General features: G+C 65.4%; 24 protein-coding genes. 5 read left to right on the top strand and 19 right to left on the bottom strand.

Annotated features, from left to right (window positions below):
- Positions 1-546: 546 nt before the first annotated feature.
- On the top strand, positions 547-1,692 hold the full coding sequence (locus tag EAT51_RS15395) for a glycosyltransferase family 4 protein (protein WP_130519967.1): 1,146 nt from the start codon (positions 547-549) through the stop codon (positions 1,690-1,692).
- Positions 1,676-2,221: a phosphatase PAP2 family protein gene (locus tag EAT51_RS15390; RefSeq protein ID WP_130519964.1), complete on the top strand. Its 546-nt coding sequence runs from the start codon at positions 1,676-1,678 to the stop codon at positions 2,219-2,221. The genes EAT51_RS15395 and EAT51_RS15390 overlap by 17 nt, the downstream gene beginning before the upstream one ends.
- A gap of 16 nt (positions 2,222-2,237) precedes the next feature.
- On the opposite strand, the gene hflX is transcribed toward EAT51_RS15390, so the two are convergent.
- The 6 genes from hflX to acnD all read right to left on the bottom strand — a co-directional run bounded on the left by hflX (position 2,238) and on the right by acnD (position 9,901).
- Positions 2,238-3,596 carry a ribosome rescue GTPase HflX gene (hflX, locus tag EAT51_RS15385; RefSeq protein WP_130519962.1) on the bottom strand — a complete coding sequence of 453 codons (1,359 nt, stop codon included), beginning with the start codon at positions 3,594-3,596 and terminating at the stop codon, positions 2,238-2,240.
- A 141-nt stretch (positions 3,597-3,737) separates the two neighbouring features.
- Positions 3,738-4,022, bottom strand: coding sequence for an RNA chaperone Hfq (hfq, locus tag EAT51_RS15380; protein ID WP_130519960.1), 285 nt, complete (start codon positions 4,020-4,022; stop codon positions 3,738-3,740).
- 149 nt (positions 4,023-4,171) lie between these two features.
- Positions 4,172-5,128, bottom strand: a complete 957-nt coding sequence (gene miaA / locus EAT51_RS15375; protein WP_130519958.1) for a tRNA (adenosine(37)-N6)-dimethylallyltransferase MiaA — start codon at positions 5,126-5,128, stop codon at positions 4,172-4,174.
- Between the two features lie 279 nt (positions 5,129-5,407).
- On the bottom strand, positions 5,408-6,595 hold the full coding sequence (prpF, locus tag EAT51_RS15370; protein WP_130519956.1) for a 2-methylaconitate cis-trans isomerase PrpF: 1,188 nt from the start codon (positions 6,593-6,595) through the stop codon (positions 5,408-5,410).
- Between the two features lie 38 nt (positions 6,596-6,633).
- Positions 6,634-7,275: a 2'-5' RNA ligase family protein gene (locus EAT51_RS15365; protein WP_130519954.1), complete on the bottom strand. Its 642-nt coding sequence runs from the start codon at positions 7,273-7,275 to the stop codon at positions 6,634-6,636.
- Positions 7,276-7,291: 16 nt separating this feature from the next.
- Positions 7,292-9,901 carry a Fe/S-dependent 2-methylisocitrate dehydratase AcnD gene (gene acnD / locus EAT51_RS15360; RefSeq protein ID WP_130519952.1) on the bottom strand — a complete coding sequence of 870 codons (2,610 nt, stop codon included), beginning with the start codon at positions 9,899-9,901 and terminating at the stop codon, positions 7,292-7,294.
- A 207-nt stretch (positions 9,902-10,108) separates the two neighbouring features.
- Here acnD and EAT51_RS15355 point away from each other — a divergent pair, with 207 nt between their 5' ends.
- From EAT51_RS15355 to EAT51_RS15345, 3 genes are all read left to right on the top strand, one after another.
- Complete coding sequence (locus EAT51_RS15355) at positions 10,109-11,794, top strand: electron transfer flavoprotein-ubiquinone oxidoreductase (RefSeq protein ID WP_130519950.1); 1,686 nt, start codon at positions 10,109-10,111, stop codon at positions 11,792-11,794.
- A 161-nt stretch (positions 11,795-11,955) separates the two neighbouring features.
- Positions 11,956-12,678 (top strand): glycosyltransferase family 2 protein, encoded by a 723-nt coding sequence (locus tag EAT51_RS15350; RefSeq protein ID WP_130519947.1) that lies wholly within the window; start codon positions 11,956-11,958, stop codon positions 12,676-12,678.
- 3 nt (positions 12,679-12,681) lie between these two features.
- Positions 12,682-13,023, top strand: coding sequence for a lipid-A-disaccharide synthase N-terminal domain-containing protein (locus EAT51_RS15345; RefSeq protein WP_130519944.1), 342 nt, complete (start codon positions 12,682-12,684; stop codon positions 13,021-13,023).
- Here EAT51_RS15345 and EAT51_RS15340 read toward each other — a convergent pair.
- From EAT51_RS15340 to EAT51_RS15280, 13 genes are all read right to left on the bottom strand, one after another.
- On the bottom strand, positions 12,983-13,387 hold the full coding sequence (locus tag EAT51_RS15340; protein ID WP_165421870.1) for a DUF4189 domain-containing protein: 405 nt from the start codon (positions 13,385-13,387) through the stop codon (positions 12,983-12,985). The genes EAT51_RS15345 and EAT51_RS15340 overlap by 41 nt on opposite strands.
- Before the next feature lie 160 nt (positions 13,388-13,547).
- Positions 13,548-14,063 carry a DUF4189 domain-containing protein gene (locus tag EAT51_RS15335; RefSeq protein WP_130519940.1) on the bottom strand — a complete coding sequence of 172 codons (516 nt, stop codon included), beginning with the start codon at positions 14,061-14,063 and terminating at the stop codon, positions 13,548-13,550.
- 419 nt (positions 14,064-14,482) lie between these two features.
- Positions 14,483-14,995: a DUF4189 domain-containing protein gene (locus EAT51_RS15330; protein WP_165421871.1), complete on the bottom strand. Its 513-nt coding sequence runs from the start codon at positions 14,993-14,995 to the stop codon at positions 14,483-14,485.
- 91 nt (positions 14,996-15,086) lie between these two features.
- The gene (locus EAT51_RS15325) at positions 15,087-16,193 is read right to left on the bottom strand and encodes a TrbL/VirB6 family protein (RefSeq protein WP_130519937.1); all 1,107 of its coding nucleotides are present in this window, start codon (positions 16,191-16,193) and stop codon (positions 15,087-15,089) included.
- 57 nt (positions 16,194-16,250) lie between these two features.
- Complete coding sequence (locus tag EAT51_RS15320; RefSeq protein WP_130519935.1) at positions 16,251-16,997, bottom strand: hypothetical protein; 747 nt, start codon at positions 16,995-16,997, stop codon at positions 16,251-16,253.
- Between the two features lie 40 nt (positions 16,998-17,037).
- Entirely contained in the window at positions 17,038-19,497 is a 2,460-nt protein-coding gene (locus tag EAT51_RS15315; RefSeq protein WP_130519933.1) for a VirB4 family type IV secretion/conjugal transfer ATPase, read from the bottom strand.
- Between the two features lie 64 nt (positions 19,498-19,561).
- Complete coding sequence (locus tag EAT51_RS15310) at positions 19,562-19,873, bottom strand: VirB3 family type IV secretion system protein (RefSeq protein ID WP_130519931.1); 312 nt, start codon at positions 19,871-19,873, stop codon at positions 19,562-19,564.
- Positions 19,874-19,876: 3 nt separating this feature from the next.
- Positions 19,877-20,287 carry a TrbC/VirB2 family protein gene (locus EAT51_RS15305; protein ID WP_228257962.1) on the bottom strand — a complete coding sequence of 137 codons (411 nt, stop codon included), beginning with the start codon at positions 20,285-20,287 and terminating at the stop codon, positions 19,877-19,879.
- A gap of 80 nt (positions 20,288-20,367) precedes the next feature.
- Positions 20,368-21,213 (bottom strand): lytic transglycosylase domain-containing protein, encoded by an 846-nt coding sequence (locus EAT51_RS20875; RefSeq protein WP_425478154.1) that lies wholly within the window; start codon positions 21,211-21,213, stop codon positions 20,368-20,370.
- 190 nt (positions 21,214-21,403) lie between these two features.
- Complete coding sequence (gene virB11 / locus EAT51_RS15295; RefSeq protein ID WP_425478155.1) at positions 21,404-22,447, bottom strand: P-type DNA transfer ATPase VirB11; 1,044 nt, start codon at positions 22,445-22,447, stop codon at positions 21,404-21,406.
- Between the two features lie 17 nt (positions 22,448-22,464).
- Positions 22,465-23,688 carry a TrbI/VirB10 family protein gene (locus tag EAT51_RS15290; protein WP_130519927.1) on the bottom strand — a complete coding sequence of 408 codons (1,224 nt, stop codon included), beginning with the start codon at positions 23,686-23,688 and terminating at the stop codon, positions 22,465-22,467.
- Positions 23,685-24,470, bottom strand: coding sequence for a TrbG/VirB9 family P-type conjugative transfer protein (locus EAT51_RS15285; protein ID WP_130519925.1), 786 nt, complete (start codon positions 24,468-24,470; stop codon positions 23,685-23,687). The genes EAT51_RS15290 and EAT51_RS15285 overlap by 4 nt, the downstream gene beginning before the upstream one ends.
- Positions 24,467-24,949: a VirB8 family type IV secretion system protein gene (locus EAT51_RS15280; protein ID WP_130561806.1), complete on the bottom strand. Its 483-nt coding sequence runs from the start codon at positions 24,947-24,949 to the stop codon at positions 24,467-24,469. Before EAT51_RS15280 ends, EAT51_RS15285 begins: the two co-directional genes overlap by 4 nt.
- Positions 24,950-25,087: the final 138 nt, after the last annotated feature.

Genomic DNA, 25,087 nt, shown 5'->3' with positions numbered 1-25,087 from the left:
CAAATCTCGCGGCGGTCTGCCTGTAGAGCGGAGCTTGTGGCAATCCCCTCTTGGGGACTCCGCTGAGGCCTTTCCCACGAACTGAACGAAGAGCAGCGGAGCAAGCTCCGCTCTACAGGTGGGGGCCGCGCGTGGCGGCGACGGGCTTTCCGCGCTTTCTCGGCCCTCCCAGCTGTACCCAGGAGTCAAACTTTCCTTCCTGAGGAAACCCACACCCGTCGTTCCCGCGAACGCGGGAACCCAGCGCCTCGATCCACCGCGCGAAAGTCCCTGGATTCCCGCCTTCGCGGGAATGACGGTAGGAAGTGGCTGGCGTCTGTCAGTCACCGCCCTTGTGGGAGCCGCCCTTGTGGCCTTTTCGGCCAATGGCGGCGAAGGCTTTACCGGTAAAGCCCCATCGCCGCCATGGCGGCTCCCACAGATCCTACAGATCCCATAGGCCCCACAGGGTCACGGCGACCGTGGCGGCTTTCATGCAACTGACATCGCACTGACATCGACGCTGCATCCGCACCTCCCACCCTGTGTCAAACCCGGGAGGCGCCCATGCGCTATGTCATCGTCACCGAGACCTATCCGCCGGAAGTCAACGGCGTCGCCTTGACCGTGCAGGGCCTGGAAGAAGGCCTGCGCCAGCGCGGCCACCACGTCAGCGTGGTGCGCCCGCGCCAGGACGGCGCGGCGCAGACCGCGCAGGACACCGTGCTGGTGCGCGGTGCGGGCCTGCCGCGCTATCCCGGCCTGCGCTTCGGCCTGCCGGCGCCGCTGCAGCTGAAGGAGCACTTCCGCGCCTTCGCGCCCGACGCGATCTACGTGGCGACCGAGGGCCCGCTGGGCTGGTCGGCGCTGCGCGCGGCCCAGCGTCTGGGCATTCCGGTGGCGACCGGCTTCCACACGCGCTTCGACCACTACATGGGCGACTACGGCCTGCCCTGGCTGCAGCCGGTCGCGCTGGGCTGGATGCGCCGCTTCCACAACCGCGGTGACGCCACGCTGGTGCCGACCCACGAGCTGGCGCAGTGGCTGCAAGGTCAGGGCTTCGGCAAGGTCAAGCGGCTGGCGCGCGCGGTGGATACCGGCCAGTTCCATCCGGGCTTGCGCAGCGACGCGCTGCGCGCGCTGTGGGGCGCCGGCGAGGCCACGCCGGTGCTGCTGTCGGTGGGTCGCATCGCGGCAGAAAAAAACCTGGGCCTGGCGGTCCAGGCCTTCCGCGAACTGCAGGCCCGCGTCCCGCAGGCGCGCATGGTCTGGGTCGGCGATGGTCCCGAGCGGGCGGCGCTGCAGCAGGCCAATCCGGACTTCGTGTTCTGCGGCGTGCAGCGCGGCGTCGAGCTGGCGCGGCACTACGCCAGCGCCGACCTGTTCGTGTTCCCCAGCCGCAGCGAGACCTTCGGCAACGTGACCCTGGAGGCGATGGCCAGCGGCCTGGCCACGGTGGCCTTCGACTCCGGCGCAGCGCACGAGCATCTGCGCAATGGCCTGCACGGGGCGGCGGTCGGCGACGACGCGCAGTTCGTCGCGGCGGTGCTGGAACTGGGCGGCGATGCGCAGCGCCTGCGCGCGATGGGCGCCGCGGCGCACCAGGCGGTCCAGGCGCTGCAGCCGGCCCAGGTGGCCGCGGATTTCGATGCCCTGCTCGCCGGGCTCGCCCATTCCCGCAAGGAGGAGTCCGCCGATGCGCTCGCCGTCTGAACTCTCGTTGCCGCGCGAAGCGCGCGTGTGCCTGCTAGCCAATCGCCTGGGTCGCCGCAGCCATGTGCGGCGCTTCTTCGCCATCGTCAGCCGCCTGGGCGATGGCGTGTTCTGGTACGCGCTGATGGGCGCGCTGATCGTGTTCGACGGCTGGCACGGCCTGGCCGCGGCGGCGCACCTGGCGGCGACCGGCGCGATCGCGCTGGTGCTGTACAAGGGCCTCAAGCGCTGGACCCGGCGGCCGCGGCCGTTCGCCTCGGACGTGCGCATCCAGGCCTGGGTGGCGCCGCTGGACGAGTTCTCCTTCCCCTCGGGCCACACGCTGCATGCGGTGGCCTTCACCGTGGTGGCGCTGGCGCACTATCCGGCGCTGGCGCCGCTGCTGCTGCCGTTCACCGCCTGCGTGGCGACCTCGCGCGTGGTGCTGGGCCTGCACTACCCCAGCGACGTGCTGGCCGCCACGGTGATCGGCATCGGCCTGGCCGCGCTGGCGCTGTGGGTGGTGCCCGGGGTCAGCCTGTTCGTCTGAGCGCGTCTAGCGCCCCTCAGGCTTCCCACTGCTCCACTTCCACCGCCGGCAGCAGCGGGCGCAGGGCCTCGCCGCCGGGCTGGGAGAGCAGCTTCTGCGCGTCGCTGCGCGCCATGTCCAGGGTCAGACGCCAGCCGGCTTCTTCGTGGGCTTCGCCGCGCACGGCTTCCAGGTCGAACAGGCGCGCGCGCAGCCGGCCCGCGCTGGACGGCAGCAGCACCTCGCCGCGGATGCGCTCCAGGCCCAGGCGCTGGGCCAGCGCGTCCTGCAGTAGTTCCAGGCCCACACCATCGCGCGCCGAGATCCACACCCGCTCGCGCGCCAGACCCAGCGTGCCCGGTTCGGTGGTCTCGTCCAGCGCGCCCTCGGGCGCGTCGTGGCGCGGCTGTGCGCCCTCGATGCGGTCGATCTTGTTGAACACCAGCAGCTGGGGGATGTCGCCGGCGCCGATCTCGTTCAACACCAGGTCGACCTGGGCCATGCGCTCCTCGCGCAGCGGATCGGCCGCGTCGACCACGTGCAGCAGCAGGTCGGCCTCGCGCGCCTCGGACAGGGTGGAGCGGAACGCGGTGACCAGCTCATGCGGCAGATCGCGCACGAAGCCGACCGTGTCGGCCAGCACCACCGCGCCGCCGGCCAGATTCACCCGGCGCACGGTCGGATCCAGCGTGGCGAACAGCTGGTCGGCGGCATACGCCTCCGCGCCGGTCAGCGCGTTGAACAGGGTCGACTTGCCGGCGTTGGTGTAGCCGACCAGCGCCACGCGCGGCAGCTCGCTGCGCACGCGCGCCCGGCGCATCTGGGTGTGCTGCACCTCGACCTTTTCCAGCCGCTTCTGCAGCTGGTCCACGCGCTTCTGCAGCAGGCGGCGGTCGGTTTCCAGCTGGGTCTCACCCGGGCCGCGCAGGCCGATGGAGCCACCGCGCTGGCGCTCCAGGTGGGTCCAGCCACGCACCAGGCGCGTGGCGATGTGCTTGAGCTGGGCCAGTTCGACCTGCAGCTTGCCCTCGTGGCTGCGCGCACGCTGGGCGAAGATGTCCAGGATCAGCCCGGTGCGGTCCAGCACGCGGCGCTCCAGGGCCTTTTCCAGGTTGCGCTCCTGACCCGGCGTCAGGGCGTGGTTGACCAGGATCAGATCGGCGCCGGTGGCATCGGCCGCGGCCTTGACCTCGTCCAGCTTGCCGCTGCCGATGAAGGTGGAGGGGCTGGGCCGATCGGCGCGGGCGGTGACCAGGGCGGCGATGGTGGCGCCGGCCGAGCGCGCCAGCTCGGTGAACTCCTCAGCGGCATCCTCGTCGCTGGAGGCGGCGGCGGTTCCGCCGCGCACCGGCTGGATCAGCAGGGCGTGCTCGCCCCGGCGGGAACGTTCGAACAACTCAGTCGGCATCGGTCACGGCAATCACGGGCTAAGGCCACAGGATGGTGGCGACGATGCCCCGCTTCAACCGCTGGCGGACGCGACGCGATGCACGATACGACCAACGGACGCCCGGCCTGAACCGGGCGCCTCTGGCGACTACTCGTCCTCGGCCTCGTCAGACGAGGACTCGGCGCCGTCGGCGCCTGGCTGCACATAGCCGCCGCCAGGCCCCACGCGCACGTTGCGCGCCGGCACCACGGTGGAGATGGCGTGCTTGTAAACCATCTGGCTCACGGTATTGCGCAGCAGCACCACGAACTGGTCGAAGGACTCGATCGTCCCCTGCAGCTTGATGCCGTTGACCAGATAGACCGACACCGGAACCCGCTCGCGGCGCAGCGCGTTGAGGAAAGGATCCTGCAGGGATTGCCCCTTGGACATGCGAATGCTCCCGCCCATTCTTTCGATGGGACTGTTCTTGTAATGGGCCGGCGCGGTGACTGCTCCCCGAACCGCGGCCGGTCACGGGATATTACACAAGGCCGGCGGATTGACCAGACGCCATGTCGCGGTTTTCGCGGCAAGGCGGCTCAGCGGCCCAGGAACAGCGCCAGCGCGTCCTCCAGCCCGGCGCGCTGGGTCGCCGGGTCGAACCAGCGCAGGTCGTGGCGCGCGCGCAGCCAGGTGGACTGGCGCTTGGCCAGCTGGCGGGTGGCGGCGATGGCGCGTTCGCGGAAGTCCTCCGCACTGCCCTGCCCGTCCAGGAATTCCCAGGCCTGGCGATAGCCGACCGCGCGCACCGCCGGCAGGTCCAGGGGCGCCGGGGCGGCCTGCATCTGCGGCAGGGCCCGCAGCGCGCGCACTTCATCGAGGAATCCGGCCGCGAGCATCGCGTCGAAGCGCTGCGCGATGCGCGTGTGCAGTACCGCGCGGTCGGCCGGCGCCAGGGCCAGCTTGAGCAGGCGCACGGGCAGCCGCGCGTCGCCGCGGCCCTCGGCCTGCCAGGCGCTGATCGGCTTGCCGCTGAGGCGGTAGACCTCCAGCGCGCGCTGGATGCGCTGCGGATCGGTCGGCTTGATCCGCGCCGCCGCCAAGGGGTCCACCTGCGCCAGCTGCGCATGCAGCGCGGGCCAGCCCTGCGCGGCGGCCTCGGCGGCAAGCGTGGCGCGCAGCTCGGGATCGGCCTGCGGCATGGCCGCCAGGCCCTCGGTCAGCGCCTGGAAGTACAGGCCGGTGCCGCCGGCCAGGATCGGGATGCGGCCGCGCGCGAGGATGGCCTCAAGCGCGGCGCGTGCCTCGAGCGCGAAGTCCGCCGCCGAGTAAGTCTGCCAGGGATCGCGCACATCGATCAGATGATGCGGCACCTGCGCCCGCTCCTCGGCGCTGGGCTTGGCCGCGCCGATGTCCAGGCCGCGATAGACCAGCGCCGAATCGACGCTGACGATCTCCCCACCCAGCCGCTGCGCCCAGTCCAGGGCCAGCGCGGACTTGCCCGAGGCGGTGGGCCCGAGCAGGGCGATGGCAGGCGGCAGCAGCAGGTTCGACATGCGCGACAGTCTGCGGGGTGTCGGGCGAGGGGTCCATTGCGCCGGCGATGGCTCGCTTCCTGAAGCCGAGGGTTGCGAGACTGAAGTTTTCCGGGGAAAGCCCTTCGCCCCCATTGGCCAAAGAACCATAAGGGCGCCTTCCACCTGTAGAGCGGAGCTTGCTCCGCTGGGGCTTTCCGATGCACCGGCCGAAATGCAGCGGAGCAAGCTCCGCTCTACAGGAAGGCCGCGACATGAAGAGGCGGTTGCGCCGGCAAAAAAAGCGCCGGTGCCCAGGCCTCAGAAGCTGTCGCCGGGGACGCGTACCCAGCCTTCCATCAGCACGCGTGCGCTGCGGCTCATGAGGGCCTTGGTGACCTGCCACTGGCCCTCGACCTGCTGCGCCTCGGCGCCCACGCGCAGGGTGCCGGAAGGGTGGCCGAAGCGCACCGCGCTGCGCGGCCCGCCGCCGGCGGCGAGGTTGACCAGCGTGCCGGGAATCGCCGCTGCCGTGCCGATGGCGACCGCGGCGGTGCCCATCATCGCGTGATGCAGCTTGCCCATCGACATCGCGCGCACGCGCAGGTCGATCTCGCCGGCCTCGACGGTCCTGCCGCTGGAGGCGACGTAGGTATCGGCCGGCGCGACGAAGGCCAGCTTGGGCGTGTGCTGGCGCCGGGCCGCCTCGTCCAGCGTCTGGATCAGGCCCATGCGCAGCGCGCCGTGGGCGCGGATGGTCTCCAGCCGCGCCAGGGCCGCGGCATTCTCATTGATCGCGCCCTGCAGCTCGCTGCCGGTGTACCCCAGCGCCGCGGCGTCGAGGAAGATCGTTGGGATGCCGGCATTGATCAGCGTGGCCTGGAAGCTGCCCACGCCGGGCACCTCCAGGGTGTCGACCACGTGTCCGGTGGGGAACATCGCGCCGCCGTCCTCGCCGTCGTCGGCCGGGTCGAGGAACTCCAGCTGCACCTCGGCCGCCGGGAAGGTCACGCCGTCGAGTTCGAAGTCGCCGGTCTCCTGCACCTGCCCGTCGGTGATGGGCACGTGGGCGACGATGGTCTTGCCGATGTTGGCCTGCCAGATGCGCACCGTGCACAGGCCATCGCGCGGCACCTTCGCCGGATCGATCAGGCCGGAGGCGATGGCGAACGGCCCCACCGCCGCCGACAGATTGCCGCAGTTGCCCGACCAGTCCACGAAAGCGCTGTCGATGGACGCCTGGCCGAACAGATAGTCCACGTCGTGGTCGGCGCGCGCGCTGCGCGAGACGATCACCGCCTTGCTCGTGCTGGACGTCGCGCCGCCCATGCCGTCGATCTGCTTGCCGTACGGATCGGGGCTGCCGATCACCCGCAGCAGCAGCGCATCGCGCGCCGCGCCTGACACCTGCGCGCGCTCCGGCAGGTCCTGCAGGCGGAAGAACACGCCCTTGGAGGTGCCACCGCGCAGGTAGGTGGCGGGGATCCTGATCTGCGGAACATGCGACATGGGGACATCCTTTCAGCGTGCGCGCGGCACGCGTTGCATCAGAGGGAAAAGGCCGCCTGGACGGGCTGCGGCGCGGCGGGCGCCAGCGTCCAGCGCGACAGGGTCCGGTAGCGGTAGGGATCGCCGCTGCCGATGGCCAGCTCGAAACTCTCGATCGGCCAGTCGATCGCGCGGATCGGCTTGATGCGCTGGCGCCGGGCCTCAAGGTCGTAGCGATAGCTCAGCGTCACGTGCGGGCGGTGGCCCTTGCGACTGGTCAACAGGCCCTGGTCGGCGATGGCCAGCTTCAGCGCGAGCAGCAGTTCCTTCAGCGCATCGACCGGCTGCGAACAGCACAGCTCGATATTGGCGCTGGCGCGCGCGTTGGGGCTCACCCGCAGCTGGTCCAGCGACAGCAGGAAGCCGCGCGCCTGCACGGCCTGACCGGCCTGCAGCAGCAGCGCGCGTGTCTGCGGTGAATCGATGAAGCGGTCCGACAGCGTCTGGTGCCAGTTGACCAAGGGGAACATCGCCAGCCCCGTGGCCGCCTGGATGCCCTGCTCGCGCGTGGCGACATCGAAGACCTCGCGCATCGCCGCGTCGGGGCGGGCGATGAACAGCAGGCGGTCGCCGCCCATTTCCTTGCTCCACAGCCGGTCGAGCAGCTGACCTGTGGGCGGCGCGGGAGGCTGCGGTCGCATGGTGGTCAGCACGCGCTCAGGCCGCCTTGGACGACTCGAGGAAGTCCTGGGCGAAGCGCTGCAGCACGCCACCGGCCTCGTAGATGGACACCTCTTCGTCCGAGTCCAGCCGGCAGCGCACCGGCACCTGTTCCGTACTGCCGTCCTTGCGGTGGATCACCAGCGTCAGCGTGGCGCGCGGCGCGCGCTGGCCGAGGACATCGTAAGTCTCGGTGCCGTCCAGACGCAGCGTGCGCCGGTCGGTGCCGGGCAGGAATTCCAGCGGCAGCACGCCCATGCCGATCAGGTTGGTGCGGTGGATGCGCTCGAAGCCCTCGGCCACGATCGCCTCCACCCCCGCCAGACGCACGCCCTTGGCGGCCCAGTCGCGCGAACTGCCCTGGCCGTAGTCGGCGCCGGCGATGATGATCAGCGGCTGGCCGCGCTGCATGTAGGTCTCGATGGCCTCCCACATGCGCACGACCCGGCCATCGGGTTCGATCCGCGCCAGCGAGCCCTGCGTCTCCACCCCGTCGATCACCGCCATCTCGTTGAGCAGCTTGGGGTTGGCGAAGGTCGCGCGCTGCGCGGTGAGATGGTCGCCGCGATGGGTGGCGTAGGAGTTGAAGTCCTCCTCCGGCACGCCCATGCGCGCCAGGTATTCCCCGGCCGCGCTGCTGGCCAGGATGGCGTTGGACGGCGAGAGATGATCGGTGGTGATGTTGTCGCCCAGCAGCGCCAGCGGACGCATGCCGCGCAGCGTGCGCGCGCCGGCCAGCGCGCCTTCCCAATACGGCGGGCGACGGATATAGGTGCTCATCGGCCGCCAGTCGTAGAGCGGGCTGATCTTCTGCCCGTATTCGACGCGCACGTCGAACATCGGCCCGTAGACCTTGCGGAACTGCTCGGGCTTGACGCTGGCCTTGACCACCGCGTCCACCTCCGCGTCCGAAGGCCACAGGTCCTTGAGCGTGATCGGCCGGCCGTCGGCGTCGAAGCCCAGCGCGTCCTTCTCGATGTCGAAGCGCACCGTGCCGGCGATGGCATAGGCGATCACCAGCGCCGGCGAGGCCAGGAAGGCCTGCTTGGCATAAGGATGGATACGGCCGTCGAAGTTGCGGTTACCGCTGAGCACCGCGGTGGCGTAGAGGTCGCGCTCGATGATCTCCTGCTGGATCTTCGGGTCCAGCGCGCCGCTCATGCCGTTGCAGGTGGTACAGGCGAAGGCGACGATGCCGAAGCCCAGCTGCTCCAGCTCGGGCAGCAGTCCTGATTCCTCCAGATACAGCTGCACCGCCTTGGAACCGGGCGCCAGCGAGGTCTTGACCCACGGTTTGCGCGTCAGCCCGCGCGCGTTGGCGTTGCGCGACAGCAGCGCGGCGGCGATGACGTTGCGCGGATTGGAGGTGTTGGTGCAGCTGGTAATCGCCGCGATCACAACCGCGCCATCGGGCATCAGGCCGTTGGCCTCCTCCTCGCGCGCCTTGTCCAGGTCCACCGCGATACCGCGCTCGGCCAGCGCGCGGGTGGGCAGGCGCCGGTGCGGATTGGACGGACCGGCCAGGGTGCGATCGACCGTGGACAGATCGAACTGCAGCACGCGCTCGTACTGCGCGCTGACCAGGTCGTCGACCCAGATGCCGGCGGTACGCGCGTAGGTCTCCACCAGGCGCACCTGTGCCTCTTCGCGGCCGGTCAGGCGCAGATAGTCCAGGGTCTGGTCGTCGATGTGGAACAGCGCGGCGGTGGCGCCGTACTCGGGGCACATGTTGGAGATGGTCGCGCGGTCGCCGATGCTCAGCGTCGCCGCACCCGCGCCGTAGAACTCCAGGTAGGCGCCGACCACCTTCTGCTTGCGCAGGAACTCGGTCAGGGCCAGCACGATGTCGGTGCAGGTGATGCCCTCGCCCGGGCGGCCGGTCAGCTCGACCCCGACGATATCGGGCAGACGCATCCACGAGGCGCGGCCCAGCATCACGTTCTCCGCCTCCAGGCCGCCCACGCCGACGGCGATCACGCCCAGCGCGTCCACGTGCGGGGTATGGCTGTCGGTACCCACGCAGGTGTCGGGGAAGGCCACGCCGTCGCGGGTGTAGATCACCGGCGACATCTTCTCCAGGTTGATCTGATGCATGATCCCGTTGCCGGGGCCGATCACCTCGATGTTGCGGAACGCCTTGGCCGTCCAGTCGATGAAGTCGAAGCGGTCGGCGTTGCGGCGGTCCTCGATGGCGCGGTTCTTGGCGAACGCCTGCGGATCGGTCCCGCCGCATTCCACCGCCAGCGAGTGGTCCACGATCAGCTGCACCGGCACCACCGGATTGACCTGGGCCGGGTCGCCGCCCTGCTCGGCGATGGCATCGCGCAGGCCGGCCAGATCCACCAGCGCCGTCTGGCCCAGGATGTCGTGGCAGACCACGCGCACCGGGAACCAGGGGAAGTCCAGGTCGCGCCGGCGCTCGATCAGCTGGCCCAGGTAGGCCGGCAGCTGCGCGGGATCTGCGCAGCGCACCAGGTTCTCCGCATGGACCCGCGCGGTGTAAGGCAGCCCCGCCCAGGCGCCCGGCACGAGCGCTTCCACCGCGGCGCGGGCGTCGAAGTAATCCAGCGCGGTGCCGGGGAGCGAGGTGCGGTAAGCGGTGTTCATGGCGGGATCCTGCGATCAGATCTGGCGGACGACGTCGGATACGGACGTGGCCCGTACCGGGGCGCAATCTGGCACCGCACGATGCATTGATCAATCTTGAGCGGCAGAATCAACCTGTCTGCGGCGCCCGGGCGTGAATTCAAACGCGCGTTTGGCTTCGCTATGATGACGCCCCTTTCGCCATGCCCCGCCGATGGAGCACAGCCGATGACCCCCGACGCGCTACTCGCCCAGTACGGGCCCCGCGAATCGATGGAATACGACGTGGTGGTGGTCGGCGCCGGCCCGGGCGGCCTGGCCACCGCGATCCGGCTCAAGCAGCTGGCCGCCGAGGCCGGTCGCGACGTGTCGGTGTGCGTGCTGGAGAAGGGCTCCGAGCCCGGCGCCCACATCCTGTCCGGCGCGATCATGGACCCGCGCGCGCTGACCGAGCTGTTCCCCGACTGGAAGGAAAAGGGCGCCCCGCTCAAGCAGCCGGTGACCGAGGACCAGTTCCTGTTCCTCAGCGACACCGGCGCCAAGGCGACCCCGCACGCGCTGCTGCCCGAGTGCTTCCACAACCAGGGCAACTACATCATCAGCCTCGGCGCGCTGACGCGCTGGCTCAGCACCCAGGCCGAAGGGCTGGGCGTGGAGATCTTCCCGGGCTTCGCCGCCACCGAGATCCTCTACACCGACGCCGGCGCGGTGAAGGGTGTGGCCACCGGCAACATGGGCCTGGGCAAGGACGGCGAGCCGACGGTCGAGTTCCAGCTGGGCATGGAACTGCACGCCAAGTACACGATCTTCGCCGAGGGCTCGCGCGGCCAGCTCGGCCGCCAGCTGCTGGCTAAGTTCTCGCTGGACGCCGGCAAGGATCCGCAGGCCTATGGGCTGGGCATCAAGGAGCTCTGGCAGATCGACCCGGCCAAGCACACGCCCGGCCTGGTGGTCCACACCGCCGGCTGGCCGCTGGATGCGGACACCTATGGCGGCTCGTTCCTGTATCACGCCGAAGACGGCAAGGTCGCCATCGGCCTGGTGGTGGGCCTGGACTACAAGAACCCGTGGCTGAGTCCGTTCGAGGAATTCCAGCGCTTCAAGACCCATCCGGCGATCCGCAAGTACCTGGAAGGCGGCAAGCGCATCGGCTATGGCGCCCGTTCGATCACCGCCGGCGGCCTGATGTCGCTGCCCAAGCTGGTCTTCCCCGGCGGCGCACTGGTCGGCTGCGAGGCCGGCACGCTCAACGCCAGCCGCATCAAGGGCAGCCACGCGGCGATCAAGACCGGCATGCTGGCCGCCGAGGCCGCGTTCGCGGCGCTGGGCGAAGGCCGCAGCGGCGATGAACTGAGCGCCTACCCGGCGGCCTTCGAGGCCAGCTGGCTGTACGCCGAGCTGCAGCAGTCCAAGAACTTCAAGCAGTGGTTCAAAAAGGGCCGCACGCTGGCCACGCTGATGACCGGCATCGAGCAGTGGCTGCTGCCCAAGCTGGGCATCCGCAACCCGCCGTGGACGCTGCGGCACAGCACACCGGACCATGCCTGCCTGGAGCCGGCCAACCAGCACCAGAAGATCGCCTACCCCAAGCCCGACGGCCAGCTGACCTTCGACCGACTGTCCTCGGTGTTCCTGTCCAGCACCAACCACGACGAGGACCAGCCGGCGCATCTGACGCTGAAGGACCCGGCCGTGCCGGTGGAGATCAACCTGGCGACCTATGCAGGCCCAGAAGCGCGCTATTGCCCGGCCGGCGTCTACGAGTTCGTCGCCGCCGACGGCGGCGGCCAGCGCCTGCAGATCAACGCCCAGAACTGCGTGCACTGCAAGACCTGCGACATCAAGGATCCGACCCAGAACATCGTCTGGGTCGCCCCGCAGGGCGGCGGTGGCCCGAACTACGCGGGCATGTAGGCCGGAAGCTTAGCGCCGCGACCTCGCGCCGCCGCCGGCGGCGCCTTCGACCGAATTCCGACAGGGCCACACGGCCTACTGCGCCCGGCCCGGCCTGCGCGTGACACGCGCAGGCGGCGTTCCAGTCGTCCCCCGCCGGCAAAAACCGGATAATGCGCCCCATGCAGAACCCCGCCCTGTCCGTCGTCGTGCCCGTCTTCAACGAGCGCGACAACACCGCTCCCCTGGTCCACGAGATCGTCGCCGCCCTGCGCGGCGTGGTGCCGTTCGAGATCCTCTACGTCGACGACCATTCGCGCGACGACACGCTGGCCACGCTGCAGGCGCTCAAGGCGCAGGTGCCCGAACTGCGCGTGCTGCAGCACCAGACCCAGAGCGGCCAGAGCACGGCCATCCGCACCGGCGTCAAGGCCGCGCGCGCGCCGTGGATCGCCACGCTCGATGGCGATGGCCAGAACGACCCGGCCGATCTGCCCAAGCTGCTGCGCGCGCGTGACGCCGGCGATTCGCAGGTGAAGCTTTATGCCGGCTGGCGCGTGGATCGCAAGGACAGCGGCAGCAAGCGATGGGCCTCGCGCTACGCCAACGCCATCCGCGCGCGCATGCTGCACGACGACACGCCGGACACCGGCTGCGGCACCAAGCTGTTCGAGCGCGATGCCTTTCTCGACCTGCCCTACTTCGACCACATGCACCGCTACCTGCCGGCGCTGATGCAGCGCGCCGGCTGGAAGACCGTCAGCGTGCCGGTCAACCACCGCCCGCGCGGCGCCGGCGTGTCCAAGTACAACAACCTGCAGCGCGCCCTGGTCGGCATCCGCGACCTGCGCGGCGTCGCGTGGTTGATCGCCCGCAGCAAGCGCACCGCGGTGAAGGAACTCTAAGGAATGGAAATCCACTGGCTGGACCAGCCGATCCAGGCCCTATTCTGGACCGGCATCCACATCACCGGCTGGAAGCTCATCGGCTACACCGGCGCCCTGATGTTCGGCGGCCGCTGGCTGGTGCAGTTCATCGCCTCCAAGCGCGCCGGCAAGCCGGTGATCCCCCGGCTGTTCTGGTACATGAGCGTCGTCGGCAGCCTGATGACCCTGGCCTACTTCATCTTCTCGGCCAAACAGGACTCGGTCGGCGTCCTGCAGAACCTCTTCCCCGCCTTCACCGCGCTCTACAGCCTGCACCTGGACATCAAGCATCGCGGCTGGAAGCGCGATCGCGCGACGCATTAGGCGCGGGAGATGCCCATTCCCTGTACTTGGGCATGGTGCAGTCGGAGTACACCACCTTACACGACGCACCTGGGCCGGCTTTCTCTCTGCAATATTTGAGGCCGAGTTCACTGGCGAGCTCGATCGAGCCAGCAGTCTGAGCAAAATTGCTAGTGCCTAGAATCTGAGGATCAATCAATGCCATGCATTGGTTGAAATAAGTGAAAGACACCACGCATGAACGCCCACCGCGCTCCTCGCATGCTTCAAGTGCACGTTTTTCAGCGGCCCGCTTTGAAAGTTCGCCTGTCGATACGCCACCGATCAAATTAGGGCTGTCGGCAATCGCGCCCCACGTCTTGTCCCAGTGACCGACGATCTTCAAAATCGTCCTCCCCTGACTAGATCCGGACTGAGGAAGATCGGGCTGGCACAACACTGAGCCCGCTGCCACTCCGCCAGGACAACGCGTCTGCGCATCTGCGCCTGCCGCCATCAGCGTTAGTGCCGCAATCAGGCCCAACCGCGCCATAAATCTTGCACCCTCAGTAGCGCTCGAAAATCGGATCGGTGCAGGCCGTATAAACGATCTTGCAATCGTTTCCGCCGTAATCAGCGCAGTCCTGTAGCGACAAACGACTGGCCAGTTCGATTGACTCCGCAGTAACTGGACCCTCCTGCCATCTGCCGTCGGCTCTACGCCTCGACGCGTAAGCGACGCACTGATTGCGATATGCGAAAATCGCTTTGCAAGTCCTTCCACCCGCAGAGAGGCATTGATTTACCGCCTGCTGCTCCGCTTTGCTTTTACTCAGCTCGCCCGACGAAACTCCTAAATTCGGCCCGTCAAACTCCTTGGCAATTGCGCCCCAAGTTTTGATCCATTTACCCGCAGGTCGTGGCGGCAAGGGAATTCCACTCACCTGGCCATTGTAGTAGCCCAGCCGGTTCTGCTCGGCCTGAAACTGCTGCTGTTGCTGCTGCACCGAATCTTGAGCAAGAGCCGCAGGGCTAAGCGGCAATCCGAAGACCAAGAGCACCGCGATGGCAAATGCTTTCATCTCGTCCACCTCAGGCCGGTAGTGTCTCCAGACCGAAGGGATTTACTTAAGCCCGACGGACTTGAATCCTCTCTAACAATTGCTGATCACCTGCAACGCATTTAAGAAAGATCAGGGTGCTGCCAATTTGATTTTGACCCAAAGGCGCAGTACCTTGAACCAACGAACACCGATACCGATGAGAACTCCATCACACCTCACCAAATGCAAAAAATTCTCTAGATATAAACGCCCACTATCGACCACTAGCTAATCAGGTTTCTCTAGAATTAAGCCACCATATCCAGCCAAAAAATACTCAGCTTGGCTAGGTGGCGTTGTAGCACTGGATCTCGGGCGGCCTAAAGCCGGTAAGCTTGTATAGCCATATGGACGCAAAATCATGGCCACCCTCATGACATCGAGGAGATCTGATCCGTCTAATAGCGCTGGAAGATCGGATCGGTACAGTCCGTATAAAGTATCCTGCAGTCGGACCCTTTTTCCGCACAGCCTTTCAATGCTTCATTGCTGGCAATCTCAATGTTTTTAGCACTTGACTGCACTTCCCAGGCCATGCCATTGGATTGCAAACCCGTGGCGTAAGCTACGCACTGGTTGTAGTATGCGAATCGCGATTTGCAATTCCTGCCCCCTCCCTTAGCACATGCAGTGAGCGCACCCTGCTCCGCTTCGGCCTTGCTTAACTTGCCGACAGCCGCCCCAACTTCCGTTCCATCATTATCCTTGGCAATCGCGCCCCAAGTCTTGATCCACTTTCCCGCAGGCCGTGGCGGCAGGGCAATCTCGCTGCCTTGTTGGTTGTAGTACCCAAGCCGATTCTGTTCGGCCTGAAATTGCTGCTGTTGCTGCTGCTGCACAGGATCCTGGGCAGCAGCTCGCGAACAATACAAAAGTCCGCCAATTATTACCAAAAGCACAATGGATTTCACTGCACCCTCCTTGCACCGAATTATGGCGAATGACCAAGGGACGACATTTAGGGTATTTGACCTGAATGCTCACTAGCCATCGGGGACGGGCCTACGAAAGACCAGAGTTCCGTGGATCTGGATGGGCGCCTTTCGAGCCAGAGGATGTCGCTGGTGTTGAGTTGTCCGATCCCAAGACAGTAACGCCCCGTCCTTGCTGAATTTCATTATACTTAACAGCGTCAAGCTGCGAACTTCTCCCTGCCTGAGCCGGCATGTAACTCCCCGCCGGCTGCCCATTCGGGCCCGGCTGACCGCTCTGCGGAGCATTGGCATTGATCGCCGAGTATGGGCTGAAGCTGGCCAGCATGCCTTGGAAGAATGAAGCCGCCATTGGCGGACAGGTGATCAGCATCGTCGTGAGGATCAATCCCAGTCCAGCCGTCTGCATCGCTGCTTCTCGAAGCCCAGCTGGATTGGCTAGCTGGAACTGCGTCGTCGCCCACTGCACGCCCGCCACCGTGATCATCAGCTTCATCGCGATGTTCGACAACACGTACAGCGTCGCCAGCGAGAACATCATCCCCGCACCGTACATGAGCCAACGCGAGAACAACTGTTTGGTCGCATCGAACATCAGACAAATAATGAACAGCGGCCCCAATCCGACGAACAGCGCCATTCCCACTTCGTACATCAGCACCATTGCGCCACCCGTGATCGCAGGGCCCCCGATCCCCAACATCACCATGACCCGCAGCATCCCCGACTCGCCTTCCAGCGCGCCATCGCCGCCGGTCTGAGCTGAACTGACCGCCGTCAGCGCATTCATCGCAAGCGAGGTCGCGTCCAGGCTCGCGTTGATGCTCTCGAACATGTCCTGGTTACTCTGATCGGCGTTATTGGTCACCATGCCGTAGATGGCCTCGCCCAACCCCGAGGTCAGGCTCTTGTACAAGGCCGACGAATTGCCCGCGAAGCCCGTCGCGATGCCGATCACGAGCATGGCCTTCAGCGTGTCCCCCACCAGAGCCATCATCGGCTCCCGGGAACGCCCGGTCATCACTCTCCAGCCCTGAATAAAGACCCAGATGGTCAGCAGGCTGAGCGCCAACATCCCGAATAGCGTGGCGAACCGGCCAAGCAGACTGGATTGGAAGCCATTGATCTCCTCCTGCAGGAACTCGAAGATAAGAGGAAAGAAAAGAAAGTCGGGCATGGCTAAGGGATGTCCTTGTCTACTTCGTCGAGCGCGCGATCGCCAAGATGACTTGCATCATTCCTGCGCATTTGACTGATATAGGTGCGCGCCGGCCAAAGCCGCTGTCAAGAGCGCGCTTCTGACTGCGCCATCGACAAAGGACGACCCTTTACCGCGCTGGAGGTCTCGCGTCAGATCAGCCAACTTGGCGTTCTGATCGGTGAAATAGCGACTGTAGCTGTCCATGGTCAGCCTCAGATTCATCTGATCGATCTGGATCTGCGTCTGCAGCGCCAGGAGCTTGTTGGTGTTGGACTCGAGGGAGCCGAACTCGGTCTCCGCCCCGGTATCGATTTGCTTGCGCTCCTGAAGAATCGCGTTGAGCTCCTCTTGCCGCTTCTTGGTCAGCTCGAGCATTTTCACCAAGTAGTTGTTGAGCTTGACTTCCTTGGTGACCATATCCGTACAGATCTTATTTTGATCGGTACTGACCGCGTTATCGGGCTGCACGCGGCAGCGCGACGACTGCAGGTCCGAAGCGTCGTTGCGCTCGGACATCTTGCTATCGTTGTCATCCTGAAGGCTGAGCGTCTTGTTCTTACTTGTATCGTAAGCATCGCTTTTCACATGGCTCTGCTTATAGATCTTATCCAGCCGCTCATTGACGTCCTGTTTCAGGTTGTCAATCTTGGTCTGTGTTGTTTCATCGGTGACATGCCATTGCGCGAACGCCGGCGCACCGGCGGCCAAGAGACCGAGGCAGACGCAGGCCCGGAGCGCCTGCTGGAATCGGCGGCGAAGAGGGATAGCGGTCGTGCTCATGGGAACTCCTTGGATCGAGATGCGATTCATCGAATTGTCGTTATGCCAATGCGCTGCGGCCTGTGCGGTGAGCGACACGCCCGCCCTTGCCAGACCCTTTACGGTTTTCATAGAACAGCTCAAGCCACTCTTCCGGCGTCAGATCGGCCGCAGGTTTCTCCAGCTGCATCGAACGCTGCGCCAGCACTTGGTGCATGATCTCGATGTTGTCGGTGGAGGCCGAGATCACCGAAAGTGCATCATCGAGCCCACGCAGGTTCAGCTGGCACACCACCGAGCCGTGGCCTTGCTTGACCAGGAAGCAGCGTGAGCGCTCGTCGAGGCTGACGACGACCTGATACTCGGCCTCGGTGAGCTTGAGCCCCTCGATGTAATCCTCGCGACTGGCGTTCGGATTCGGCAGCAGGATCAGGGTCGCGGTCTGCTCGATCAGCGCGGCGGAAATGTCGCTCGCCAGCGCGTCTTCGGGGCTCTGCGTAGCGAAGATACCCAGGCCATTCTGCTTTCGGATGGTCTTCTGCTTGTTCTTCGCGAACTCCTTCAGCCCGCCCTTGCCGTCCAGGATCTTCCAGAACTCGTCCATGACATAGATCAGCGGACGGCCGTCGATCAACTCCTCCAGGCGGTGCAGGAGATAGTTGATGACCGGCGCGCGGACCTCCGGATTGTCGATGATGTCGGTGTAGTCGAAGCCGATGATGTTGGCTTTCTGCAGATCGATGGTGTCCACCGGGTTGTCGAACACCCAGCCGAGCGAATTGCCTGCCGTCCACTTGCGGATGCGCGCGTACAATCCGTCGTCGCCCATGTTGGGCAGACTCTTCTGGAAGTTGGTCATCGTCCGCAGGTGCGGAGGCGTATCCAGAATGTTCTCGACCGCGCGGAAGATGTCCTCCTCCTCGCGCGCGGTGTAGGCGATCTTGCCGGCCAGCACCTTGACCAGATCGGCCAGGAACTGGACGTTGGCCTCGTTACGCTCGCACTGGAAGGGATTGAATCCGGTCGGCCGCCCGTTCTCCAGCGCCAGATAGTTGCCGCCACACGCGCGGACGAAGATCTCCGCACCGCGATCCTTATCGAAGAAGAAGATCGTCGGCGACGGCGTGTACTTCTGCACTTGGCTCAACAGGAAGTTGATCAGTGCCGTCTTGCCGGTACCCGACTTGCCGATCACCATCGTATTGGCGATGGCCTTCTCGCCGAACGAATTCTCCGCCGGATGCGTGGCGTGGAAATTGAAGTAGTACGGCTGCCCATTGGTGGTCTGCAGCGTGGTGATGCACTCGCCCCAGGGATTGTTGTCCTTCTTACCCGTGGCGAAGTTGTGCAGCGGCGAGAGTCCAAGGAAGTTCAGCGAACTGATGTTGGCCGGCCGCGTCCGATACTTCCAGTTGGCCGGCAGCTGCGAGTAGAACGAGGCGGTCACCGCCAGGTCCTCCTTGGCCGAGACGAAGCCCGCATTGGACAGCTCGGCCCGCGCGGTAGCCACGTTCTGCTGCAGCTGCGCCTGGCTATCGGCATACAGCGCCATCACAAAGTGGTACTCGCCCAGCACGAAGTTGCCCGAGGACAGCTGATCCATCGCATGGTCGAGCTCGGCGATCTGGCTGACCGCCTTGTCGCCGGAGGAAATCATCATGCCCTTGGTCCGGTCGAGCACCTTCAGCGCATCGTGCCTTCCCATCGGGCTGAAGGAATGGCTGATGACGTACTCGAAGTCCAGATACTTCAAGCCATTGAGGATGCCCGGGAAGGTGCCGTCGGGGTATTCCTTCACGTTGAGAATCGCGCCGTAGTGCTTTTCGCCGTTGGGCGTGGCGATGATGTAATCGCCGGTCTTGGCCGAGAACAGATGCTTGCTGACCGGCAGATAGTCCTTGATCGACGCGCCAAGCACCGGCACCGGCTCGGTCACGCGATTCAGGATGTAGCCCAGGAACTCCAGCGTCTCGGAGAACACGATGCCATTGCGCGCTTCGTAGATGCCCAGGCGATACGGCGAATAATCCTTGAGCACCGCCTCCACATTGCCCGCCAGTTCCAGGACCTTGGCGACGGCCTGCTCTTCCATCGCCCTCAATCGTTCCAGATCGCCGCTCTTCTCCACGAAGGCCTTGCCGGCGACGATGGGGCGATAGAGCAACGTCAGATACATCTCGTTGCGCATCACCTTCTGGCTGGACAGGCTCTCGAAGTAATCGTCCGACAGCTGCTGGTTGAACTTCTGCGCGAAGGTGCTGCGCTGGCGGATGCTGCCGCGGCGGCGCACATCGTGCACCCAGAACGCCACGTTCACGAAATCCGGCGCCCTCAGGGTCTGCAGCATCCGGTTGAACGTGTTGTGCCGGTGCTCCAGCTCCCACTCCTCGCGGCCGACGAAGGGCAGACCGCCCAGGTGCCAGGTCAGCAGATAGTCCCCGCCCGTGGTCTTGACCACGGACTGCGCCACATGGCTCGAATAGGGGATGAACTCGCTGACGGGCGAATCGGGGTTGAACATAGGACCTTCCTGGTTTACTGCAACTGCCAGGCGCCGATCGGCGCCTGGCACAAACTCGAACTGCCTACTCGCGCTCGGCAGGCTTCTTCCGGTACGGGTTGGGCGAGAACACCCAGAGCCCGTCGTTGTGCCGGATGTTGCGGGTCCGCATGCGGAACTGCAGACGCAGTCCCATCAAGCGGAAAATCATCTCATCGCGCTTGGCCATCTGCCGCATCACGAAGATCACCACCGGCAAGGCCAGCAGCCAGAGCAGGTTGCCGCTGTACATCGCGAAAAGCAGCGTACCGCCTGCCCCGATGAAAAACGGGACATACGGCACGCCCATGAACATCGCCGGGCGCGTGCAGCCGCGGAACATGATGTTCTTTTGCATGGATCAGCGGATATGGTCGATCGGGAGCACGATCATCGACGCGGTGTCGCCGGTCTTCATGCACTTATCGGAGTTCGTGTTGCTCGGCATGACCATGGCGGCGATCTGACCTGCTGCACCAATCAACAGACCACCGATCAGAATGGGGGCGACATCGCCGATGCGCTTATGGGCGAACGCGATCTGATAGCCGGCGAAGATGACGGCGATGGTCACCACCGCGATCGAGGCGATCGTCAGGATGTTGTTCACGCTACCGAAGAAGCCGCAAACGCTGTTGGCGGTATCGTCGTAACCGCTGTTATCGGCCAAAGCCGGAAGTGCAAATACCACGCCAAACAGAATCGCCGCCTTCAGCAGCCCTTTGCACGTTGCGGTCATCCGGGTCGAGACCAACTTGCCTTGCTTTTCCATGTGACTCTCCTTGCTTCGAGGGTGGGATGGGGGAATGCCTCCCCGGTATCGACGCCGTTCCCTAGAACGGCGCCAGGAACTCAGAACACGAATGCGTTGTCGCCCGCCTGTCCCTGCGCCTTGCCAGCCGCGTCGGCCACCTGAGGCGCGGCCGCCTGTGCGGGCGCGGCGTCCGGCTTCTGGCCTTGCAGGGGCGCGGGAAAGACGGGCCCGTTGCGGGTCAATCGCACCACGCCGCTGGCCGACGGCGCCGCCTGGGCAGGCCCAGGCGCGGCCGCACCAGCAGACGCGGCGACATCGCGGGCCGCGCTTACAACAGGAGCAGCGGCATCCTGCGAGGCGGACCTGGAAAGCGTCTCTTGCCCGTCGTCCTGGCCCACGACCCGGCGCGAGAGCGGCGCTTGCGCGTCCGCCACCGAACCGGCGCGAGAGGCCGACGGCGATACATTCGCCACCACCGGGATGGCGTTGCCGGGGTCTATCCCGGCGCGCTGACCGGCGATGGACGCGAAGATCTTCTGGACGTAGCCGTGCTGGTATCCGGTCGTGAAGTTGCCCGAGTAGTAACAGCTGAACGCGCTACCCCAGTCTCCCTGCGCGCGCGCATGGCACTCGGAAAGGATCCGCGCGCCTGCTCGCAGATTCACGCAACCATCGAAGGCCTGCGCGTACGAGGCGACCCCGTACTTACGCAGGTTGTAGCGATTGACCTGGGCCAACCCGACAGAGAAATTGTAGCCACGGCTCTCGAGCATCTCGGCGGTCGCAACCGCTTCGGCGAGATTACGTGGCTGGCGCACCAGACGCCCGCCCACTACGCCGATGGCATAGGGGTTGGCCGAGGACTCGACCTGCACCACATGATGCATGACGTCCATGGGCACCGCGAGGTTTTGGCACTGCATCATGTCCACGAAGGGAAGCATGCGCACCTCCTTTGCCTGTAGGCACCATCTGTCCGCTTCCCACGGGGCCGGGCGCGCGATCCATGGCGCGGCATCTGCGATACCGCATCTTCTGCCAGCCTCGAAGGCGATGTCAATTCGTTCATCCCTCCTCCTTCGTGATGGAGCGCACGCTAAATTTGGCTTGAAACATGGTCCGTCGCCCGCGTCGTCAGTCAGTGAAAACGCGGTCCGGCGTGAAATCGATCCCAGTGATATACCGCCCACCCGCATGGGCCTTGATATGCACCACGATATCGATCGTCATCATCAGCAACCGCTTGATGACGCTGAATTCGAGGCCCGCGCCCTCCGACGAGGCCTTCACCATCAGCGCGAGCTGGTCCCAGGTCTGACCGATGCTGCCCGCGTGGCAGCTGGTGATCGAACCGGGATGGCCTGATGCGCAGTTGCGGATGAAGTAGAACGACTCATCGCCGCGCAGCTCGGCCAGGATGATGCGGTCGGGCTTCATGCGCAGGCAGGCCTCCATGCAGCTCTTGGCGGTCACGTTACTGGTGCTCTGCCCGCCCTTGGAGTACAGCAGATGCACGACGTTCGGCTGCTCGATGAAGAGTTCACGTGCGTCCTCGATGGTCACCAGACGCTCATCGCGCGGGATGTGATGAACCAGCGCCTTCATGAAGGTGGTCTTGCCGCTGCCGGTGGCGCCGGCGACCACAATGTTCTTCTTGTAGAGCACGGCCTTTCGGAAGAACTCGGCGTAATCGCGGCGCCGGCGCAGCTCAAGCAGTTCCTCGTCGTGCGCGCTCAGCCCGGCGTTCCCTTCCAGAATCTGGTCGAAAAAGCCTTCCTGCTGATACTGGTCGAGCGTGCGCGTCTGGTGCGAAGGCAGGCGGATGGTGATCGAGACCTTGCCCGGATCGCATGCCGGCGGAATCACGAACTGCGCACGCTGCCCGGTCGGAAAAGTCAGCGACACCACCGGATCGGCATCGGTGATGCGCTGGCCGGTGTTGCTCTCGTTGACCACCGCGGTGCAGAACTGACGGGCACGCTCGAAGTTCAGCGACGGAACCTCGATCCGGCGCCAGCCATCCCGCCCTTCCAGATACAGCTCGCCCGGTCGATTGACGCAGATCTCGGTCACGTCGTGGGACGACATGTACTCGCGGATGCCGAGCACCTCGTACTGATAGTCGAGGAACTCGTTGGACACCTGGGCGACCGGCCCTTCGGTGACACCGCCTTCCATGAGTCGTCCCTCCAGCATCACTGGTAGCTTGGGAGCACGCCCGAGAAGTCCACGTCCTTGGCGACGTAGACATTCAGGACCGTGCCCTGGTTGATGGTAATCGTCGGCGACCGCGCCATCTGCTGGCTGATCATCTGTTCGGACAGGCGCTGCATCGTCTGCGCGGTCTCGCTCTCGTACGGCTCGATGTACGTGGTGCCGTTCTCGGTGATGGTGGTCCGCTGCGGGCCGTGCTTCTGGCCTTCGTATTTGAAGGCGTCGGCGATCAGGCTGATCATCAGCGCCGAGGTGATCTTGCTGGCCCAGTGATTGTTCAGATCGCCGGGATGCCCGGCGCCGCCGAGATTGTCCACACCGGGGCTCGACATCATCACGTCGATCCCGGTGGGCGTGGTGATGCGATCCCACACGACGGCCACGCGATTGGTGCGTCCGCCGCCGCCCGAGTAGGTGCCGCTGACCTTCGAACCCTTCGGCAACAGCAGGCTCTTGCCGTTCACCGAATAGACCGGCTCGGTCACGATGCAGCTGGTGAAACCGGACACGTCGGTGACGATATGCGTCTCCAGCACGCAGCGGATATAGGTGCCGCGCAGCAGCAGCGTGTCGGGCTTCTGCAGGTAGCTCGCCGCGGACACATCGCCAAGCTGGGCCTGGATGGGCGGCTGCGTCCCGGGCTCACCGTTCCGGGGCGTCGGCGCGGTGCCGAGGCCATCGGGACCGCCCATCGGCCCACCGCCAGCGTTACCGCCCACGCTTGCGCCGCTGTCGGCGATCCGACGCTCCACCAGCGAAGGACCGGCCGGACGCTGCTCGCGCCGGGCACCGGCCAGGTTCTCGCGGCCGAACTCCTGGGGCTCTTCCAGCGGCAGCGGGGCCACCGGCGTCGCCGGCTCCGCGCTTGCCGCTGGCAGCGCGGGCTCGACCTGCGGCGCGTCCGGGACCAGCGGCCGCTCGACACGCGCCTGCCGGGTGGGCTCGGGCTTGTCCTGGCCGGAGTTGAACATCTTCAGGAACATCGCCGCCATCACCAGAATCAGCAGCAGCGTCGCGCCCATGAACAGCAGCGCACGCCGATTGAGGCGCTGGCCTTCCTCGGAGCGCAGGCTCGGCGCAGCGCTATCGAGATCCTCGACCTCCGGCTGCCTGCTCGAGGAAAAATACGGATTGCCCCTGTCCTCCGGCGGCTCTCCTGCGCCGGGAGGATCGCGATGCTCGGGCGGGATATTGTTCTGGCTCATTTCTGCTGATTCCTCCGCAGCCCAACGACGTTCAGTCCATGACGGATCACCAGGTAGGGATAGGTGCCATGGACGACGATCGTGTTCTTGTCGACGGTGGTATTCACCACGAAATCCTCGCCGTGCTCCTCCTGCCGGCCATAGACGCTGGGAAAGTTTCCGCTAGGAAAGCTCACACCATCATTCATCTTGACGTAGGTGAAGCGTCCATCGTCGTAGACCGTCGTGGGAATCAGCCACTGCGCCTTGCTGCGGGTCGCGTAGGAATAGTCGTAGTAGTAGCGCCGGGACTTGTCGATCCCCAGATCGATCTGCGCCGGGGGCTCGCTCGGTGCCGTCGTCTCGGCCACCGGCGTGGTCGCGAACTGCGTGTCCGGCGAGTAGACGAAGCTGATCTTGTACTGCACGCCGGCGGCGCGCGCCTGGTCGAGCGCCTTCCAGTCCGTGGCGACGACCTTGAGCTCGAAGATGTAGGAGTGGGTGGCCGTGCGCACCATCATGTTGGTGTCCACGTCCGTGTTCTTCGGTTTGAGGTAGAACACGTTCTCGCGGCGCGACAGCTCCCAGCCGCTGCTGAAGCCGGTGCTGTAATCGAGGATCTTTTCGTTGGGGCTCAGCTCGATTTGGGTCGTGATGCCCAGCCCGGTCCTGACCTGGTAGATCGCGTCCGGCTTGTACTCGTAGCGATCGATGACCTGCGCCCCGACGGACGCCGACGCACACAGGCCTGACAGCAGCAGGAAGAAGACCGGCAGCACGCCGGCGCGACGTGGCGCACTCATTGCGAGGTAGCTCCGTTCTGCTCAGTGGTGGAGGGTTGTGTCGGCGCCGGCTGACCATTGGCCAGCGTCGACTCGACGGGAGGATAGGCAACCTGGCCAGGGGCCGCCGCTGCAGCACCGGCGGCTGGCACCGGCGTTTCGGCGACCGGAAGGCTGGCGGCGTCACTATCGACGCGATAGCTGGTGACCTGGAACCCCAGCGGGTTGATCACGCGGTCCTGATCCTCGAACTTGAGGTTCTTGTTGTAGCTGTAATCGATCGTGGCCAGCTTGTTGTCCAGCGGCTGGGTCTGGCCAGTCTTCTTGTCGTACTTGAAGCGCTGGAACCGCACTGTCGCTCCGCGGAACCCCTGCCCGTCCGGCGTGCGCACCAACACCGTGCTGAGGATCTTGACTCGGATGCTAGCGAAGCGACCGTAGGTCTCGATCAGATTGACCGGATTGCTTCGGCTGTAGAGCGCGCGGTACTCGTTGGCCACGGGCGTGGAGGTGGACCGACCAGAGTTCCATAGACACTCAGTCGCCGCTCTGCGCGTAGCGCTTTTCGAACTCTACCGGTGACATGCCGCCAGCGGAACCATGCCGGCGAATCGGGTTGTAGAACATCTCGATGTAGT

Origin of the sequence: Pseudoxanthomonas winnipegensis (assembly GCF_004283755.1) — a bacterium.
Lineage (GTDB): Bacteria > Pseudomonadota > Gammaproteobacteria > Xanthomonadales > Xanthomonadaceae > Pseudoxanthomonas_A > Pseudoxanthomonas_A winnipegensis.
This window is presented reverse-complemented; position numbering and strand designations above follow the sequence as displayed.

Coding starts and splice junctions, on each gene's coding strand:
- EAT51_RS15395 (WP_130519967.1), top strand. CDS start 547: ATGCGCTATGTCATCGTCACCGAGACCTATCCGCCGGAAGTCAACGGC.
- EAT51_RS15390 (WP_130519964.1), top strand. CDS start 1,676: ATGCGCTCGCCGTCTGAACTCTCGTTGCCGCGCGAAGCGCGCGTGTGC.
- hfq (WP_130519960.1), bottom strand. CDS start 4,022: ATGTCCAAGGGGCAATCCCTGCAGGATCCTTTCCTCAACGCGCTGCGC.
- miaA (WP_130519958.1), bottom strand. CDS start 5,128: ATGTCGAACCTGCTGCTGCCGCCTGCCATCGCCCTGCTCGGGCCCACC.
- prpF (WP_130519956.1), bottom strand. CDS start 6,595: ATGTCGCATGTTCCGCAGATCAGGATCCCCGCCACCTACCTGCGCGGT.
- EAT51_RS15365 (WP_130519954.1), bottom strand. CDS start 7,275: ATGCGACCGCAGCCTCCCGCGCCGCCCACAGGTCAGCTGCTCGACCGG.
- acnD (WP_130519952.1), bottom strand. CDS start 9,901: ATGAACACCGCTTACCGCACCTCGCTCCCCGGCACCGCGCTGGATTAC.
- EAT51_RS15355 (WP_130519950.1), top strand. CDS start 10,109: ATGACCCCCGACGCGCTACTCGCCCAGTACGGGCCCCGCGAATCGATG.
- EAT51_RS15350 (WP_130519947.1), top strand. CDS start 11,956: ATGCAGAACCCCGCCCTGTCCGTCGTCGTGCCCGTCTTCAACGAGCGC.
- EAT51_RS15345 (WP_130519944.1), top strand. CDS start 12,682: ATGGAAATCCACTGGCTGGACCAGCCGATCCAGGCCCTATTCTGGACC.
- EAT51_RS15335 (WP_130519940.1), bottom strand. CDS start 14,063: ATGAAAGCATTTGCCATCGCGGTGCTCTTGGTCTTCGGATTGCCGCTT.
- EAT51_RS15325 (WP_130519937.1), bottom strand. CDS start 16,193: ATGCCCGACTTTCTTTTCTTTCCTCTTATCTTCGAGTTCCTGCAGGAG.
- EAT51_RS15320 (WP_130519935.1), bottom strand. CDS start 16,997: ATGAGCACGACCGCTATCCCTCTTCGCCGCCGATTCCAGCAGGCGCTC.
- EAT51_RS15315 (WP_130519933.1), bottom strand. CDS start 19,497: ATGTTCAACCCCGATTCGCCCGTCAGCGAGTTCATCCCCTATTCGAGC.
- EAT51_RS15310 (WP_130519931.1), bottom strand. CDS start 19,873: ATGCAAAAGAACATCATGTTCCGCGGCTGCACGCGCCCGGCGATGTTC.
- EAT51_RS15305 (WP_228257962.1), bottom strand. CDS start 20,287: ATGGAAAAGCAAGGCAAGTTGGTCTCGACCCGGATGACCGCAACGTGC.
- EAT51_RS20875 (WP_425478154.1), bottom strand. CDS start 21,213: ATGCTTCCCTTCGTGGACATGATGCAGTGCCAAAACCTCGCGGTGCCC.
- virB11 (WP_425478155.1), bottom strand. CDS start 22,447: ATGGAAGGCGGTGTCACCGAAGGGCCGGTCGCCCAGGTGTCCAACGAG.
- EAT51_RS15290 (WP_130519927.1), bottom strand. CDS start 23,688: ATGAGCCAGAACAATATCCCGCCCGAGCATCGCGATCCTCCCGGCGCA.
- EAT51_RS15285 (WP_130519925.1), bottom strand. CDS start 24,470: ATGAGTGCGCCACGTCGCGCCGGCGTGCTGCCGGTCTTCTTCCTGCTG.